The organism is Streptomyces sp. NRRL S-118 (assembly GCF_000716335.1).
In the GTDB taxonomy this organism is placed as follows: Bacteria; Actinomycetota; Actinomycetes; order Streptomycetales; family Streptomycetaceae; genus Streptomyces.
On sequence record NZ_KL591002.1, the window covers coordinates 393,280 to 407,717 of the forward strand.

The 14,438-nt window shown below is 69.6% G+C and carries 11 protein-coding genes and 1 pseudogene; 1 reads left to right on the forward strand and 11 read right to left on the reverse strand.

All coding sequences use genetic code 11. From position 1 onward, the window contains the following. Positions 1-88: 88 nt before the first annotated feature. The 3 genes from IH00_RS0105275 to IH00_RS0105285 all read right to left on the reverse strand — a co-directional run bounded on the left by IH00_RS0105275 (position 89) and on the right by IH00_RS0105285 (position 3,616). Positions 89-2,512, reverse strand: coding sequence for a serine protease (locus IH00_RS0105275; RefSeq protein WP_052411178.1), 2,424 nt, complete (start codon positions 2,510-2,512; stop codon positions 89-91). Further along, positions 2,509-2,865 (reverse strand): trypco2 family protein, encoded by a 357-nt coding sequence (locus tag IH00_RS0105280; protein ID WP_031070090.1) that lies wholly within the window; start codon positions 2,863-2,865, stop codon positions 2,509-2,511. The genes IH00_RS0105275 and IH00_RS0105280 overlap by 4 nt, the downstream gene beginning before the upstream one ends. 298 nt (positions 2,866-3,163) lie before the next feature. Beyond that, positions 3,164-3,616 (reverse strand): hypothetical protein, encoded by a 453-nt coding sequence (locus IH00_RS0105285; protein ID WP_031070092.1) that lies wholly within the window; start codon positions 3,614-3,616, stop codon positions 3,164-3,166. Positions 3,617-3,695: 79 nt separating this feature from the next. Between IH00_RS0105285 and IH00_RS0105290 the strand changes: the two genes are divergently transcribed. After that, positions 3,696-4,814: a DUF4062 domain-containing protein gene (locus tag IH00_RS0105290; protein ID WP_031070094.1), complete on the forward strand. Its 1,119-nt coding sequence runs from the start codon at positions 3,696-3,698 to the stop codon at positions 4,812-4,814. Here IH00_RS0105290 and IH00_RS0105295 read toward each other — a convergent pair. The 8 genes and pseudogenes from IH00_RS0105295 to IH00_RS0105330 form a co-directional block, all read right to left on the reverse strand. Then, on the reverse strand, positions 4,803-5,009 hold the full coding sequence (locus IH00_RS0105295) for a hypothetical protein (protein ID WP_158827674.1): 207 nt from the start codon (positions 5,007-5,009) through the stop codon (positions 4,803-4,805). The two genes, IH00_RS0105290 and IH00_RS0105295, sit on opposite strands and share 12 nt — an antisense overlap. A 60-nt stretch (positions 5,010-5,069) precedes the next feature. After that, the gene (locus IH00_RS0105300) at positions 5,070-5,315 is read right to left on the reverse strand and encodes a hypothetical protein (RefSeq protein ID WP_019753491.1); all 246 of its coding nucleotides are present in this window, start codon (positions 5,313-5,315) and stop codon (positions 5,070-5,072) included. Between the two features lie 330 nt (positions 5,316-5,645). Then, positions 5,646-6,566 (reverse strand): annotated as a pseudogene (locus tag IH00_RS0105305) (peptidoglycan-binding protein); the annotation flags it as partial. A 148-nt stretch (positions 6,567-6,714) separates the two neighbouring features. Continuing rightward, a complete protein-coding gene (locus IH00_RS0105310; RefSeq protein WP_031070101.1) occupies positions 6,715-7,152 on the reverse strand; it encodes a hypothetical protein in 438 nt (145 codons plus the stop codon). After that, the gene (locus IH00_RS0105315) at positions 7,153-8,262 is read right to left on the reverse strand and encodes a hypothetical protein (RefSeq protein ID WP_158827676.1); all 1,110 of its coding nucleotides are present in this window, start codon (positions 8,260-8,262) and stop codon (positions 7,153-7,155) included. Beyond that, on the reverse strand, positions 8,259-9,185 hold the full coding sequence (locus tag IH00_RS0105320) for a hypothetical protein (protein WP_158827678.1): 927 nt from the start codon (positions 9,183-9,185) through the stop codon (positions 8,259-8,261). The genes IH00_RS0105315 and IH00_RS0105320 overlap by 4 nt, the downstream gene beginning before the upstream one ends. Before the next feature lie 13 nt (positions 9,186-9,198). After that, a complete protein-coding gene (locus tag IH00_RS0105325) occupies positions 9,199-10,155 on the reverse strand; it encodes a phage tail family protein (RefSeq protein WP_031070107.1) in 957 nt (318 codons plus the stop codon). After that, positions 10,155-14,423 carry a phage tail tape measure protein gene (locus IH00_RS0105330; protein WP_031070109.1) on the reverse strand — a complete coding sequence of 1,423 codons (4,269 nt, stop codon included), beginning with the start codon at positions 14,421-14,423 and terminating at the stop codon, positions 10,155-10,157. The genes IH00_RS0105325 and IH00_RS0105330 overlap by 1 nt, the downstream gene beginning before the upstream one ends. Positions 14,424-14,438 lie beyond the last annotated feature (15 nt).

The following is a 14,438-nucleotide window of genomic DNA, read 5'->3' on the forward strand; positions in this document are numbered from 1 at the left end:
GTTGCCGCGCGCTTATGGTGCGCCCGCCGGTCACCTCGCCGAAGGCGGTCGCACCTCTGCCTTGGTCAGCCCTTTGATGACAGGGTTGCTAGGCGCTGCCGTTCGCGGCATCGCCCGGCGCCCAGCCGGTACGGTTGCGTCCCCAGCGCACTCGATCCCGCACGGCGGGATCGGCATGTCCTTGGAAGCGTTCCAGGAAAGCCGCCGCGTCGGGCCCGCCGATCTTGCAGGCCGTCAGGACCACGGCCCGCGCTTCCTCGACGGTGAGACCGTCCGGACCTGGCAGCAGGTCGAGCACCGCCACCCCTCCTTCCGCCAGTACGTCGGCGGCCGCGTCGTCACAGGGCGGCACGAGCGCCTCGGCCCGGCGGAGCACTTCCATGCGGATCTCCGGGTCGACCCGCGCTGTGTACTCAAGGGACGCCGTGGCCAGCAGGTGGACCCGCGTGCGGTATTCCGGCTCGCGATCGCCCCGCTCTACGAGTGCCAGTAGCAGTTGATCCGATTCACCTGGGCCGCAGTGGCCGATGGCCATGCGCACGACGTCTTCGTACTGTGCGTCGTGCGCGTGATTGACCAGGAAGCCGAAATGGCCCCCGTCCACGAGCGCGTGGGAGGCAAAGAAGTCCCGCAAGGTGCTGTGCTCGAAGGCGATAGTGCCGGAAGCCGTCTCACGCAGGACGCCGCTGCGGATCAGCAGATGGCTCAGCACCTGCTCTGCATGCTCCGCCCCAAGCCCTTGGAGCGGGGGCAGGGAAACCCCTTCGAGGATGTGGGACGCATAGCTTCGGGCGATCTCGGTCTCCCCGTTCAAGGTCATCCACAGCGCGAGGTTATCGAGAAGGTGTCCCTGTGGTTCCTGGCCCATGGAGATCCCCTCCAGGTGGGCGATTCCCCGCTGAAAGTCGCGCTGGCCCAGCAGGAGGCCGAGGGCCTCGCGGTGCAGCGACATGGGGTCCTCGGGCAGGTACCCGCGCCGTTCCAACCACAGGGCGCAGATCAGGGTACAGAGGCGGGGATTCGCTGCCATCTCCGTTAGGGACGCCTTGGTGTCCAGTGCGGCCCGCAGCGTTCTGCGGTACCTTTCCGCACGGTCCCTGTACCTACCCCAGTCCCTGCTCTCCCGCAGGGCGGTGAACCAGCGGTCGATAAACGTGCCCACGTCTGCGGGGCTCATCGGCAGCACGCTGAAGGCGGTGAAGTTGTAGCCGGCGAGCCAATCGTCCGGTACGGCGGACGGGCGGGATGTCGCGACCACAGCGGTGTCGGGGTAGAGGGAGAGGAGCCCTTCCAGCCAGGAACGCACCCGTGGGCGCTGGTCGTGCTGGACTTCATCGATGCCGTCGACGAGGAGCAGGCCCCGCCCCTGGTCCAGCAGCCGCGTCAGCCAACCGACGGGCTGGACGTCCGCCGCCGGATACTGCAGCTCGCCCAGCAGTTGCTCCACTTGAGGAATTGCCCGCGAACAGGCGAGGGCGCGCAGGGGGACCACGATCGGCACTCTGCCCTGCAACTGGCTCAGCTCGGAAGGCAGATCCCCTTGGGCGGTCCGCACCGCAAGCCAGTGCATGAGCGTGGTCTTGCCGGAACCGGCCGCGCCCTGGAGCAGGACCCGGCTCCGGCCGTGCAGCGCGGCCTGCACGCGTTTGCCGGTCGCCACGTCGACGGCGGAGCGGCCGGGCCCGCGGCGGGGTGCCGTCTCGGCGAGTTCGAGGGCAAGGAAGGCCGTGTCGAGGGGCCACACGATCCTGCCGAGTCCGGAGCCGTGGCCCAACGTCTCGACCTGCCCATAGCGGTGCGCGACATAGCGCCGGTACCGCAGCTCGAACTCGTGGTCCTCGCGCTCCCGGTCGGACAGTTCGTCCAGGGCCTTAACAGCGACGTCCGCGCCGCAGTGCCTGCCGAGCACCTCCCGGAATCCCGGATCGTCGGCGATCACCCGCACCGGTACCGCCTCAACCCGCCCGTTGTGCCAGCCGGTCGGTGCCGTGACGACCACGCCGATCAGTGCACCCCTGCAGAACAGACCGGCTCCCGATAGCCCCGACCAGGGCGACCGGTCCGCGGTCGGCTGCGGTGGGGTGCCGCTGCTTTCCAGCACGTACCGGCCGCCCAGGATCGACGACCCCGGCTTGACCCTGCCTGTGAGCTGCTCGCTGTCGAGGTTGCCCCGCTCGTCGCGCTGGACCAAGGGGAAGCCGATGGCCTGGCAGTTCTCCTGGGTGTCGAGGCGAATCAGCTCGCCCCAGCGCAGCGGGGCAAATCTGTCCGACACGTCATCCGGCACGACAGGGGCACGGGCCACTAGCAGTGCCGCGTCGCATGCGTCGTCCTTGCGTCTCCACACGACATCACAGAGCACCTCACCGACGCCGCCGAACACCACTGCTTCTGCAGTGTCCTTCTCCCCCACGACGTGCGCGGCCGTAAGTACCAGCCGTGGCCCAAGGAGGTAGCCGCTGCCCTGCCGCGTGCCGAAGACGGCCGCGACACGCGAGCGGTGCGGATTCACGACCCGTCACCGGATGGCTGCGTGGTCCGTGTGAAGCCGGCTGTGCCGCCACGGTCGGTGTTGCCGATCTCCAGGGCACGTCCCGTCGCCGCGTCCTTGGGGCTCAGCATGAGCTTCACCCTGTGCGTGTCGACCCGGCCGCGCGACAGATCGGCTCCGGCGGTGACCACCCACGCCTTGACGCCGGCCCTGCCCGTGACGTCCTTGCGTAGCTCGACCGTGAACTCCAACTCGATGGAGTCCACCGCGAAGCGGACCGCTTGATCGGCGCCCCGCGCCGCTGCTTCCAGCAGTTCGTCGCGCAACGACTGGACGGCCTTCGCCAGTTCGACGCCTTCAAGATCCTGGCTCATCGTTCCCCCCGTGCACAGGGTCGTGCGTTAACGCGGGCGGAGAGTGACCACCCGGGGGCCGAGCGTAGCGCCTCGATCTGGGGCCCGTCAGGTAGTCGGCCGCCGCTGCGAGAAGGCGGCCACCATTTGCCCAGCCGGACTCCCGATCGCGAGGATCTTCCTCGGGTCCGCCCGCTGAGCCAAACGAAACGTGGAACGTTAAGACAGGCGACAAACTGGCCGGCATGCACTCTGGCGGCGGTGCGGTCGGCGGCGTCATGTGCAGGCAGGGCTCAGCCGTCAGCCCTCCAGACGAGCATCAGGCCACGGCCACACACACGCTGAAGAGGCACAGTCCGTACAGGGCGATGGCAAGGTGCAGAATCACCCACAGGCGATGAAGGCGAATGCGATGCAGCCGAGGAAAACGACGGTAATGATCGGCTCTCGCACGTACCAGTCCTTCGTCGGAGCCCAGCACACCCAGCTCCGCCAGGTCCTTGGTCAAGGCCCGCGCCTGAGAGAGGTGGTAGGAAGCCCGTTCGAAGTACTTGGAGACTGCCACCGCCCCATACCCTCCGGTCATCGCCACGAAAAGACACAGAGGAATGACGTACGTCGAGAACTTCTGCTGGACAATGAGAGCACTCAAGGCAGCCGTGATGACGAGCAGGAGGTTGGTCAGTGCCGAGCGTTGGGTCTCACACTGTCGTAGCTGCTCACGGTGCTCCTTCCAGTAGGCGCGTATCGCCTCTTCCGAGACTTCAGCCATGAAGCACCCCCGCATCCCAGGCACTCGCCGGTCATCCGGTTCGCTTCGACGAACCCCTCAGTAGTGGAGACACCGTAGCGTGAGAATCTTCATCAGCAGCGTCCGCAAAGGACTGGAAGAGGAGCGCGACGCGCTGCCTGGCCTCATTCGCGCGCTGGGGCACACCCCGGTCCTGTTCGAAGACTTCTCCGCGCAGACCACGCCCAGCCGGCAGGCGTGTCTGGCAGCTCTCGACTCTGCGGATGTCTGCGTCTTCCTGCTCGGACCGTCCTACGGTCACGTGTTCCGCGAGACAGGGCAGTCGGCAACACACGATGAGTGGGTCGCGGCCAAAACAGCGGGCAAGCCGCGCTGGGTCTATCGCAAGCTGGGCGTCACGTTCGAGGACACCCAGCAGGATTTCGCCCGAACCGTGGAGGCCTACGCCACCGGCGTGTTCCGTGACTCGTTCCACGACACCGCCGAGCTGATGACCAAAGTGGTGCGCAAGGTCAAGGAACTGGAGTCAGGCCCGTCCCCGCTGTCCTTCGCGCCCCTAGCGCAGCCCGTTCCACTGCGTTGGAGCCTCGACGAGGCTGGCGTCGAAGGCGGCGTCAGCCTCCCTCTGCTAGAACTGCATGTTTTTCCGTTGGGGTTCGCCGGCTACTCGGCAAGGGAACTGGAGGAGGTCGGCACCTCGCTGGCGGACCGGATCCGTCGGACCGGGGCAGTCCAGAACGACGTTGCCCTGATGTCGTCCAGTTCCCACGAGCATGCAATCGTCAGCATCCCCGTCAGCCGGCCCCGTACGTGGGATGCGCCTCAGCCTGGGGAACTGGTGGAAGTTCGCTTGCACAAGTCGGGCCAGGTTTCCCAGCGGGCCACACTCCCCCGAGACAGCATGGGCTCCATCCTCGATCACGACGCGCTGCCTCAGCAAGTCACCTCCCTGCTGAGGTTCAACGGCGCATTGGATTTGATCCAGCACGAACGGATCGTCGTGGCGATCGGTGTGTCAGACGCCAAGCTGACCCAAGTCGACAAGTTCAACCCGCATCAGTCACGTACACGTGCTGAACTCAGCGCCTACATGCGCCCGTTCACGCTGCGAACCGAGCCGGATGAGTCCACCAGCCAGGCCGCGCTGGACGCGGGTGCCGAGGAAGTCGCTGGCATCCTGTCGCGAGCCCTGATCAAACAGCACCCCTCAGCCTCCTAAGAGGCGGTCTGCGAGCTCCACGTCCGGTACGTCCAGAGCGACGGCTTCATCCAGCCACACGTCGGACTCGGACAGCAGTTGCCGCACGGTGCGGACCGCCAGCGGTACCGTGAGGTCCGCCAGCACGGTGTCCACCTCCAAGTCGGTGACGAGCAGGCTTGTCGTATCCATCATGACCCCCAGCCGCAGGAACAAGTGCGCCCTCACGCTATGCGCGCTGTCGGACAACACTGTTTGACGGCAGGGAGGTTCGTCTCAACCGCGGGCCAGGCTGAAGACGGTGAGCACCACCGCGGTGATGCTGGCCAGAACGGCGACGGTCGGCAGCGGCCACCTGGTCTTCTCCAGCGCGCTCACCCTTTCCTCCAGGTCCTCCAGGGCCTTGTCCGTTTGGTCGCTGCGCTGGACGAGCAGCGCCAACTGCCCATCGATGCGCGCGAATCCAACCTCCAGCGCCTGGCGCAGCTCCGCCAGGGCCAGCGCGACCTGTCCTTCGGGCACGGTCCTTCCTCCTCTTCTCTCGCTGCCCGGCGATCAGTGCTTGGGCGTGGCCGGGTCGCGCTTGAGCGGGAGCCACGAGGCCGTTCCGGGCCTGCCCAGGACGGTGCCGAGGGTGGACTTCAACGCGCTGAGCGCCGCCGGTATCGCGGAGAACGCGGCAGCCTGCCACGCCGACAGGGACACCATGTCCGTCGTGCTGGAGGCCGCCATCAGGCCCAGCAGCGACTGGATGTACGTCGCAACGGTGCGCTCGGCAACATCGGCAAGGGCCTGCGGCATCGGGTCGTGCTCCTGGTTCGGGGTGGTGGGGGCCGGGTCGGCGGTACCGGCCTGGTGCGGGACGCGGAGGTCCGCCCAGGTCTGCGGGCCGGGAATGCCGTCGGCGTCGGCGCCGTGGTGGCCGCGCTTGATCTGGTAGGCCGCATACGAGCGGCGGTGCGCGTCGTTCCACACCGGGCCGGGCGGCGTGTCGTAGGAGTCGCAGCCCTCGGCGATCAGCCGCTTCGCCATCGCGGCGATCACCGGGGAGGAGCGGCCCTCGCGGAAGAACTGCTTGCCCGGGTACGCCGCGTACTTCGGTGTCGGCTTCGGCGTGGGCTTCGGGTCCGGCTTGGGCTTGGGCTTGGGGTCCGGCTTCGGGTCGGGCTTCGGCTTACCGGCGTCCTTGAGGTGCCGGGCGACCCGGGCGCGGAAGTCGTCCATGTCGATGCCGCCCGGGTCCGGCTTCCCCGGCTGCCACTCCTTGTGGCCGATGACGGAATGCTCGTTCCAGCCGTGCGCACGGCAGATGGCCGCCGCCGCCCGCGCCATCGCGTCGAGCTGGGCCGCCGGCCACGGCTGACTCCCGGAGTTGATGCACTCGAAGCCGTAGAAGTGGCGGTTGCCGTCGGTATCCGCTTCGTTGTCGCGCGGGAGGTCCGTCTTCTCCGCGATGACCGCGAGCAGGACGTCCGTGTCGCCCATGCCGGCGTGATTGGTCCGGCCGTAGCCGACCAGGTGGATCGTCCCGGACCGGTCGATGACGCCATGGCACAGGGGGCCTGGGAGGTCCTGGTAGCCGACGCGGCACAGCTCCACCATGTCCTTCTCGGAGCTGTACGGCCCGGTGTGGTGGATCATGACCCCGTTCGCGGGACCCCAGTTGCCGTGGGTGTTGCGGTTGTGGGTGCGCCATTTGCCGTGCTCGACCACGCCGAGCCCGGCGCCCTTCAGCACGGACAGGAACCTGTCCGCGCTCAGCGGTGTAGCCACGCGCTTCGTCCTTCTCCCCTGCGCCGGATGGCAGTCGGCCGTGGCCGCCGCGGCGGTCCGGTCCCTCGGGAGTGCAAAGCGGGTGGAGGGTCACCCAGGCGTCATGCTACCGGCGGCACACCGGCCGTTGGCCGGGGTGCGCAGCCGGTCAGGTGTCGGCGCGGTCGGTCCGGAACGATGTGCTGTCGAGGCTGATCCAGGACGCGCGGACGCTGCCGCCGCCCTGGACTCGCAGCCACACCAGGCCCTTCGGGTCGATGTCGAGCTGGAGGCTGCGGCGTGCCGCGTCGGAGGCGACATCGACCGTGCGCGGTGCTTCCGGCCAGTACCCCTCGGGCAGCAGCGCAACCAGTTGCTCGTCGGAGGCCCGGCCGCTCGCCAGTCCGATACGGCCGCAGAATTCGGTCGTGTCCCAGGGGTTGGCGCGGAACTGCGGCGGCTGCTCCTCGTCGGGGACGGTGGTGTCGCCGGTCAGCGGAAGGTCGCGCCACTCCGGGTACGGCGCGCGGCGGGCGCGCTCCAGGGTAACGACCCGCTTCTCCAGCTTGGCCAATCGGCGGCCGAGGTCGGCGATCGTGTCCGGCACCTACTGCTCCTCTTCCTCGCCCGTCTCGTCCTCGGGCTTGTTCGTGCGCTCCAGCTTCAACGTCACGCGCTCGGCCGTCTCGCCCTCGCCGGGCCTCACCGTCCAGCCGACGATCCGGCACCAGCCGTCGTACTCGGTGTGCGGCTCGAACAGGCGGATCCGGACGTCGTCCCCGATGCGCAACGCGTGGATCGGGGCCGCCGGGTGGTCGATGATCTCCAGCTCGGTCAGGGAGGGCAGGACCTGGCGGGCCAGCCGCTCGCGGCGGGCCCGCTGCCTCAGCTTCGCCTCGTCCTTCTCGCTCGTCTCCAGCCGGTGTTCCAGGCGCAGGCGGCCGTTGCGCACACTGTCCACGACGACCTTGCGCTTTTTGCCCTCGCCCGCGCCCAGGCCGATGACCCACTGGGCGTAGGAGTCGGCGTCCTTGATGACGTGCGGGGTGCCGACCACGTTGGCGCCGGTGGTGAACGTCAGGTCCTCGCGGCGTCGGCCAAGGCGCGGCGCACCGAGGATGATGCGGCGCTCGGCGCGGCGCCCGCGCCATGCCACAGTCTCCGACCACTCCAGGCCGTCATCGATCTCGGCCATCTCGTCCACGATCTCGCCGAGGTTGCGCGGATCGGTCATGGAGGTGCTGTACGGGTCCTTCGCGGTGCCGGTCTTCGCCTTGGACTTCGTGTCGTCCATGACCACGCTGAGGTCGCCGTCCGGCTGCGCCTGGGCGTACGCCCACACATCTCGGATCACGTCGCACGGGTCCGCTTCGATGTACGGGCCGCGTCTGCCGAGGTTGCCGTGCAGGTCGAAGCGGCGGTGGAGGTAGCTCGTGAACCCGGAAGCTTCGACGGGCAGCGTGTTGCCCTCCGGTTCGGCGCGCCACAGCAGCCCGCCCCAGTCGAGGCGGGCGTTGCGCTCGACGAGGAGCACCGTGTCGCCGGCGTCGAGCGCGTCACCAAGGGAGCGGCGGAACGCGGTCGGCAGGGTCGCCTTCAACGAGCCAGGCCCGGATATCTCCGGGCCGTACTCGACCTCGCTCAGCGGCAGGTTCCAGTGCAGAACGTTGCCGGTCGCGGCCCGAGCGACGATGTAGCGGTAGTCGGCCATCGTCACGCAGGCCCTTCCGTGAACGCGACGTCGAGCGTGGCCGTCGTCCCCTTGGCCACGGACAGGTCGCCGTCGCCGTACTTGTCGTTCTGGTTGATCTCGACGGCCAGGTGCTGGCGGGTGCCCCGGTAGGTGGGCGGCACGGCGAGCGTGTCGGCCAGGGTCACGGAGGAGCGGCGGGTGGTGGTGCCGTCGTCGTCCACCACGGTCGGCTTCGCGGCGCGCTCTCCCAGCCGCGTGCGCAGCTCGGCGTAGACCGGTCCCGCTTCGGCACGCAGGCCGGACAGAGTGACGACGATGGCGGCCTCCGTCGCCCATGCGGGGATGTCGAGATCCCAGGCGGCCTCCTTGGGCCAGGCCGCCCACTGGCCGTGCTTGCCGGGCACCTTCTCCGTGGTGGTCGGGTGCACGGTGCGCAGCGTGCGCTCGGTGCGCGGGTTGGCCAGCCGCCGCAGATCCGTGATCATCTCGGCGGTGATCGTCGCGGTGTTCCGGGGGATGGTGAGGCGGGCCAGCGGGATCGCGGTCATCTCCCGCAGCGCGGCGGTGTCCTGCGCGCCGATGTTCTGGATGAGGTGGAAGTAGCCGATCTCCTGGCGGCGCGGGTCGCGGTCGCCTTCGAACTCCGGGTCCTCGATGCGCAGCACGAGCAGGTCGGTGCGGGCGACGGCCCCGGTCGGCGGCACGTCGACCACAGTGTCGCCGATGTTGGACTGGGTGTAGGCCCCTTGCCACGGCCGGGCACCGTGGATCAGAGCAGAGCCATCGCCGACGCGGACACCGGGGCCTGGGGTCTCCAGGGGTCGGACCTTCAGGTCCTCACCGCCGGCGACACCCTGCCGGCCTCGGGCCAGGTCGCGGATCATCAGGCGCATCGCGCGGGCGGAGTGGTCGGCCCCGCGCACCATCATCGGGGGTTGCAGCGTCACGAGTGCTCTCCGTTCACAGGGTGGTGTAGGCCGACCGCCACGCCACCTCGAGGCGCGCGGTGCCGGACGGGTCGTTCGCGCTCCACGCAATCTCGGACCGTCCGGGCGGCAGGGTGAACAGGTCGAGACGGGATGCGGGGCTGAGGTCGCCTGCGACGTTGACGGTGCCGTTGCGTAGGGCCCAGCAGGTGCCGGGCCGGGTCTCCATCTCCACCCACTCGCCGTCGCGCAGCGACAGGTCGAGTTCGAGGACGCGGCGGGTGACGGTGTTCCAGATGCGTGGGCCGGTGACCGGGCCGTGCACGCGCAGGCTCGGGTAGGTCGGCACGTCGCCGAGGTTGGCGACCCAGCCGGGGCGGTCGTCGGCCGGGTGGTGGTCCGGGTCGGCCGGGCGGCGGCAGGCGGCGGGTCGGCCCATTGCCTCATCGACGGTGCGGTCCCCGCTGCCGGGGCGGGCGGCCTGGTCCAAGCCGATCGTCAGCTTCGACAGCTCGTCGTCGTACCAGCGAGGGTTGTCTAGGCCGACGAATTCGATGTCGAGGGGTATCCACCCGTGCACCGCGCTGGCTGTGCTGGTCGCCTCCATACGCCGAAGTCGCCCGTACATGCGGCGCGTTGCATGCCCGGGCCACCTGCCTCGCAGGACGTGACGGCCGTCGGGACTGGTACGGGCGTCGGGGGTGTCCAGGGCGCGCTCCAGCCGGGCGAGGATCTCGGCGGCCTTCACCGGGTCTCCGGGGGTCTTGATGCCCGCCTCGAAGCGCAGGGGGCGCGGGCCGTAGAAATCCCGGCCCGGTGAGGTGCCGTCGCTGTTGGAGTTGTCGGCGTCCTGCGGGCGGGTGCCGGGTGATCCGAGCCCTTCGACGTTCCCTATCGGGACGTAGCTGCCGGTGCCGAGGACGACACCGCCGATCTCGTACTGCCACGGGGCCAGTTCGGGGCGGCTGTGCCTGTTCGGTGCTGTGGTCATCACACTCTCCCGCCCCGCTGCGCGTTGCGCAGGGTGCGCATCATCTCGTTGCCGATCTGCTCGGGGGTGGCGGAGCTGTCGGTGACGGTGACCGGCATCGAGCCGATCAGCGGCTGCTGCTCGCGCACGACGACGACCTGGACCCGGCCGCCGGCGCGGCCGTCCACCACACGGGTGCGGGCGCGGTCGCTGCCGGTGCGGATGTCGAAGGAGCGCACGACACCCGCCATGGCCGCGACACTGCGGGCCTGCTTGAAGCTGCTGGCGAGCATCGGGTTGTAGTCGCGGCTGCTCCGGCCTCGTACGCCGCCGTTGGCGTACCACTCGACCTGGCCACCGAACCGGTCGACCACGGTCTCCACGATCGCCTTGCTGCGGTCGCGCTTCGAGGCGGCCATGGGCACGTACGCCTCCCCGCCGGTCTCGGGCTCACCCCAGATGCGCCAGCTCCCGGCCGGGGCGATCTGCGCGACGTGCCGCTCGCGGCGTCGAGGGCCGGTGATCCCGCCGTCGGCGAAGTAGTCGACGACACCGCCGTCGGCCTGCTTCTTGGCGGCGCGGGCCTGGGCGTCAGCCTGCTTCTGGATGGCGTCGGCGATGGAGGCGTTCGACTCCTGAAGCTGATCGAAGATCGTCACGTGGCGCGTGGTGACGGTCACCTCTTTGCCCCGCAGCGCGTTGATACGGCCCTGAATCGTGTCGGCCGCCTTCTTCGGGCCCCCGGTGGGGACCGTGACCTTCACGTCCTTGGAGCCGGGGATCTTCTCGATACGGAAGCCAAGCGACTCCAGCTCCTCGCGGGCGCCCGCGGTCGGCGCGCTGACCCGGACGCTCTTCGCGCCGGGCGTCGCCCGGATCTTCGCCTGCACGGCCTCCAGGCTCTTGATCGCCGCGACGGTCGGCGCCGACACCTTCACGTTCTTCGCGTTCGGCGTCTGCCCGAGCTTGTCGATCAGCACGTCCAGGTTCTTGCGGGCGCCCGCGGTCGGCGCCGTGATCTTGATCTGCCGCGTGCCCGGCACCGTCTTGACCGTGAAGCCGAGGCTGCGCAGCTTCTTCTGCGCGCCGTCGCTCAGCGAGTCGACCTTGATCGTCTTCTGCTTGGGCAGCCTGTGGAACTCGGCCTGCACCGCGATCAGGTTCGCCAGCGTGCTGTCCATGCCCTTGGTCTGGAGCAGCAGCGACACCTTCGACGGCAGCAGGCCGAGGCTGTCGGCGACGCCCTCGGCTTGGGTCTTGGTCAGCCCGTAGCCGCGGGCGGCTCGGATCGCCTCCGCGCGGGCGCGGCTCATCTCCCCGCGGGCCTTCGCCAGCGCCGCGGGCAGCGACTCGCCGTTGCGGATGGCCTGGTCGTAGGTGGCCACTGAGGCGTCGGCCGCCGCGTCGGACAGGGCGGTGAGCTGAGTGTAGAGCTGTTGCCCGTTCCTGGTCGTGGTGTTGAGGGTCTTGTCCTCGTTGACGAGCTGCTTGCCGCCGTAGCCCTGGCCGCGGTTGACGCTCTTGCTTCCCTCCTGCAAGTCGAGGACGGCGGAGTTCACCTTGGCCTTGGCTGCCTGGAGAGAGATCTGGCCGCCCGACAGCAGGTCGAGCGCCGACTTCAGCGAGCGCGTGCGCGTGTCGGCGTCGGCGGTCTCGTCTGCCAGTCCGCCGACGGCCGCCTTCAACCGGTCGTATGCGGACGTGCCGTCCCCGGCCCCCTTGGTGGCCTTGGCGAGTTCCTTCGCGTTCTTCACCGACTCGGCCATCTCGCCCTTGACGCTGCCGAGCGCGTCGGCGGCGTCCTTGTACTGCTGGCCGACCTCGGAGTAGTCCTGGACGGTCGCCTTGCCTCCGGCTACGTCCTTCCACACCTTGTGCTTGTCGGCGGTGGCCTGGAGCTGCTTCTGCAGCGCGTCCAGCGAGGTGCCCTGACCCAGGTACGCGTCCGTGAGCGACGCGAGCGGCACGCCGGCCTGCTCCATAACTTTGGTGAGCTGGCCTTGTTCGGTCTTCGTGTCCAACAGGGCCTGGGCCGCCTGCTGGCGGACGTTGCTGTCGATCTGTCCCCCGGACTCACGCAGCGCGGACGTCAGGGTGGATACGCGCTGCTGGTGTTCGGCAGCGGCCTGCGCGGCCTTCTGCTGACGCGCCGCGAGCAGCCCCAATCCCACCGAGACGCCCGCCATGACGACACCGAACGGTCCGCCGAGCGCGTTGGTCACGCCGCCGAGCGCCGAGCGCAGTCCCGATCCAGCCGCCCGGCCGACCCCGTTGAGCGTGCCGACGAACGTCTGCCCAGCGCCGTTCGCGCTGCGGAACGCAGCCGTCATGTTCCCGAGGAATCCGACACGAGCCTGGACCGCTGCCCACGCCGCTCCGTACCGGGACAGCGCGACGCCGGACGCGGCGGCCAAGGATTGCTGCACTCGCATCTGCTGGTTGAAGGACTGGATGCCGGACCGGACGGGGCCGGTCATGGTGTTCGCCATGTTGGTCAGGGCGGGCTGCGCGCGGCGGAACAGGAGCATCGCCAGCGCGGCCGACTGGATCGGCGCGGGCAGCGCGCCGAACGCGCTGACCAGCCCGCCGACGAGGTGGCCGACGGGAACGAGGACCAGGGACAGCCCGGAGACCGCGTCCATGGCCACGTTGCCGACGGTGGCGATGATGTCGAGCGTGCCGGCCGCCGCGCCGCCCTCCTCACCGAGCCCGGCGACGGCCTCAAGGAGCGGTTGCGCGCCGTCGGCGGCGTTGTCCAGGACGTCGCCCAGGGTGCTTGCGGCGTTGATCAGCAGGTTCAGGCCGGTGGCCAGCGAGTGCTCACCGATCTCCGTGAGCGGCCCGATCAGCGCCTTGGCCTCATCGATGAGCCCGCTGAGCCCGTTCTTCGTCGCCTCCTTCAGGTCGGGGCCGTACAGGGTGGCGATGTCGCGGCCGTAGTCGAGGGCCGTGGTCAGGTACGGGGTGGCCCCGGCCATTCCGCGGGTGAGCAGACGGGTCACCCACTCCAGGCCGGGCGCCATCCCCTCGTACAGGGCGATCCCAGTCTGTTTGGCCTGGGTGCGCAGCTGCGTCATCGCACCGGCGAGACCCTCGCCGCGCGAGGCGGTGATGGACGCTGCTGAGCCGGTCTGGCGTACCGCCATCGACAGGGCGTCGAAGGACTCGGTGCCCTGGTGGGCGAGCGCCACCGCGCCGGACAGGGCGGGCTTGCCGAAGGCGCGGGTTACTCCGGCCGCGAAGTCCTTCTGGCTCATGGAGTGTTCGGCCTTCGACAGACCGTCGATCACCGTGCGCAGGCCCTTGAAGCGCCCCTGCGCGTCCCAGGCTTCGATGCCGAGGTCCCGCAGGGCGTTCTTCATGATCGGCGTCGGCGCCGCCAGGTTGGCGAAGATCCCGCGCAGGCTCGTGCCTGCCGTCTGGCCGAGGATGCCGCTCTTGCCGAGCATGCCGACCGCAGCGGCGGTGTCTTGGAGGCTGACGCCGAGCGCGTTCGCGACCGGGCCCGCGTACCGCATCGAGTAGTAGATGTCGGTGATGGAGCCGGAGGCGTTGTTCGCGGTGGCCGCGAGGGTGTCCGACGCCCGGGACGCCTGATCAGCACCGAGGCCGAACTGATCCATGATGTCGCCCAAGTACTTGGCCGACGTGGCGGCGTTGACGTCGGCCGCCGCCGCGAGCTGAAGCGAGGCGCGTACGGCGTCGATCGACTGATCCGCACGGAAACCGGCCTTGCTCAGCTCGACCATGCCCTCGGCGGCGTCCGCCGACGTGGAGGTGGGCAGCGTCAGGTCGTTGCCGAGTTCCTGAGCGACGACGGCGGCGCGCTTCATCTGCGCCGCGGTCGCGCCGGTCACCGCCCGGAACAGGTTCATCTGCCGCTGGTAGCGGTTGCCCTCCTCGATCATCTCGCCGGTACCGAGGACGAGGGCGCCGCCGGCGAGCATGTTCGTGGCGGACAGGCCCCGGCGACCGGCCCCGGCGGTCGCCCGCTGGAACCGGGACATCGACCGGGCGCCGTCGTCCCCGGCCGCGCGCAGCGCCGCACGGGCCTCCCCGGCGCGGGCGGTGATCCGATTCAGCTCCCCGACGGCCGCGCGGGAGGAACGATGCAGCGCGGCGAACTGTGCAGCGAGCCGCGCCCCGTTGGCGTCAAGTCGGGCCAGGGACCGGTTCGCGGCGTCGGTACGTTCCCCCAGGGTCCGCATCTGCGCGGAGGCAGCACGGGTTCCCGCGATCAGGTCGCGGACCTCGGCGCGCATCGCGACCGTGAGGGTGAACCCGGCCACCGCGGCGGCCTCCTT

Bases quoted from the DNA above. Each gene is read 5' to 3' on its own strand.
- IH00_RS0105280 (WP_031070090.1), bottom strand. From the start codon at position 2,865: ATGAGCCAGGATCTTGAAGGCGTCGAACTGGCGAAGGCCGTCCAGTCG.
- IH00_RS0105285 (WP_031070092.1), bottom strand. From the start codon at position 3,616: ATGGCTGAAGTCTCGGAAGAGGCGATACGCGCCTACTGGAAGGAGCAC.
- IH00_RS0105325 (WP_031070107.1), bottom strand. From the start codon at position 10,155: ATGACCACAGCACCGAACAGGCACAGCCGCCCCGAACTGGCCCCGTGG.